The sequence below is a fragment of the Neisseria sp. 19428wB4_WF04 genome (assembly GCF_015235335.1).
GTDB classification, from domain to species: Bacteria; Pseudomonadota; Gammaproteobacteria; order Burkholderiales; family Neisseriaceae; genus Neisseria; species Neisseria musculi.
On sequence record NZ_JADGLG010000106.1, the window covers coordinates 1 to 1,848 of the forward strand.

General features: G+C 52.9%; 2 protein-coding genes and 1 pseudogene. All 3 read right to left on the reverse strand.

From position 1 onward, the window contains the following. A pseudogene (locus IR141_RS12355) lies at nucleotides 1-662 on the reverse strand (ATP-binding protein); the annotation flags it as partial. A 172-nt stretch (nucleotides 663-834) separates the two neighbouring features. Next, the gene (locus IR141_RS12360) at nucleotides 835-1,533 is read right to left on the reverse strand and encodes a transposase (RefSeq protein WP_135037723.1); all 699 of its coding nucleotides are present in this window, start codon (nucleotides 1,531-1,533) and stop codon (nucleotides 835-837) included. Between the two features lie 55 nt (nucleotides 1,534-1,588). Then, entirely contained in the window at nucleotides 1,589-1,771 is a 183-nt protein-coding gene (locus IR141_RS12365; RefSeq protein WP_135033315.1) for a helix-turn-helix domain-containing protein, read from the reverse strand. Between the last annotated feature and the right edge of the window lie 77 nt (nucleotides 1,772-1,848).

Below are 1,848 nucleotides of genomic sequence, written 5' to 3' on the forward strand. Positions count from 1 at the left end.
GCAATGCCTATCTTCTTTTTGTCCTTCAAACGGTAACTCTCTCCACTTATCCGAACAACATGACAATGGCGGAGTAATCTGTCCGACATGGCGGCAGTCAAAGCCGTATCGTTGGCAAAAGCCCCGGCCCGCCGGCTGAACGGCAAATCGGCCGTCAGAATCATGCTGCCCCGCCCATACCGTTTGGCCGCAACATTGAAGAACAGGTTGGCTTCTCTTTCAAACGGTAAACAGCCAGTTTCATCAATCACCGGCAGCCTCGGACCCATAACCGAACCTTGCAGATAAGATTTCCGCTTTCCTCGATTATAGGCCGCCGGTTGCAGCATCAAATCGGCTGCCGTTACGAAACGGGTTTTGATACCCGCCATTGCTGCCGGATAAGCCAAAGAAACAGCCAAGTGGGTTTTCCCCACTCCGCTAGGCCCTAACAGCACCACATTCTCGTATCGTTCAATAAAGCTTAATCCCGATAATTCCGTCAATCGGGCTTCGGGCGCACCCGTTGCAAAGTTAAAGTCATATTCCGCTATCGTCTTAATGGACGGCCGTCCTGCCGGTTTCAGCAAAGCTGCCTGCGTCCTGCTGTTTTTGGCTTTGAACCCTGCATCCGGCAGCTGTTCGATAAAGTCGGCATACGGGCTTTTTTCAGCCGAATGCTGCGGGCAGCCAAAGGCCGTACCCACAGTGTTTGAAGCCCGGGCACAGACAGGGCGGCCGGGATAACCGCCGTACCGAACCTGAAAGATTCGGCATCGTGCTTTCAGACGGCAGCCGGTATTCGATACCGTCCCCGTGTCGGTATACTTTTACGTCATGCCGGTTTCGGGCTGCTTAAGCAAGCATACTTTCAGGCCTGTTGTGGTGGGACAGTAAAAATTCCTGCTCTCGGATTAAACGGATGTTGGGAATTTCCCCTGTTGTTCCGTGCACCGGTGCATCGGCTGTTTGAGAAAGCCGTTTGCCGATACAGCCATCGGCCGTCTGAACATCCGAAAGCAAACCTGAAGAACGCAATGTCGCCTGCAAAGGCATGATGAAACCGGATTTCAGGTAACGCTTGAAAAGCTCCACTCTGCTTTTTAGTCCCAGCCCTATATGGCGGCAGATTTTGGAAAGGAAACCGTAGCCGTTGGCTGCTGCCGGCAACACCGGATTCAGACGGCGCCCGTCTTCTGCACAGGCATCACGTTGAATCATGACGGTTTTGGCATTATCAAACAGCACTTTGTGCGCCATGCCGCAGAAGAGTTCAAAACTGTTGCACAAACCGTCTGTCCGTGCTTCGGTACGCCCGTTGTCATAGAAGCGGACACAGCTTGCTCGGGAGTAACCCAATGTGGCGGCAAAGGCCTTCGGAGGGTTGCCGCCTCTGCGGATAATGGTGAAATCTGCCTGCATCTGCCGGCCGGGTTTGATTTCAAAGCGTAGTGCCGGCTCGTTATCGGGTTTGGGTTTGAGGGTGGCAGCATAATCACTGACGATTCCGACTTTGCCCTGAAAGCCCGTTTCGAGGATTTCCCGATACGGCACGGCAGCGGGAATCCGGCCGGGTGCAGCGGCTTCGATGCGGGAGCGGATATAGTCTTTAAAAGGGGTCGGGCTTGCCGGGTTTTGATCCGACTCTTTGATATTGCGGTGCGCAGTCTTTGTGAGGCAGATACTTTTTAACGGTGTTTCTAGACAATCCCAATTCTTTGGTCATGCCTTGAATGGATTTGCCTTGCTGTTTGAGCGCTTTGATGGCCGCAACCGTCTCCTGATTCAACATGAAAGCAGCCTTTGTTTTTTAAGTCAGGATGGTCAATTTCTGACTGCCGTCAGGTGGTCATTTTTGCACTGCCGGTA

Coding starts and splice junctions, on each gene's coding strand:
- IR141_RS12365 (WP_135033315.1), bottom strand. CDS start 1,771: ATGTTGAATCAGGAGACGGTTGCGGCCATCAAAGCGCTCAAACAGCAA.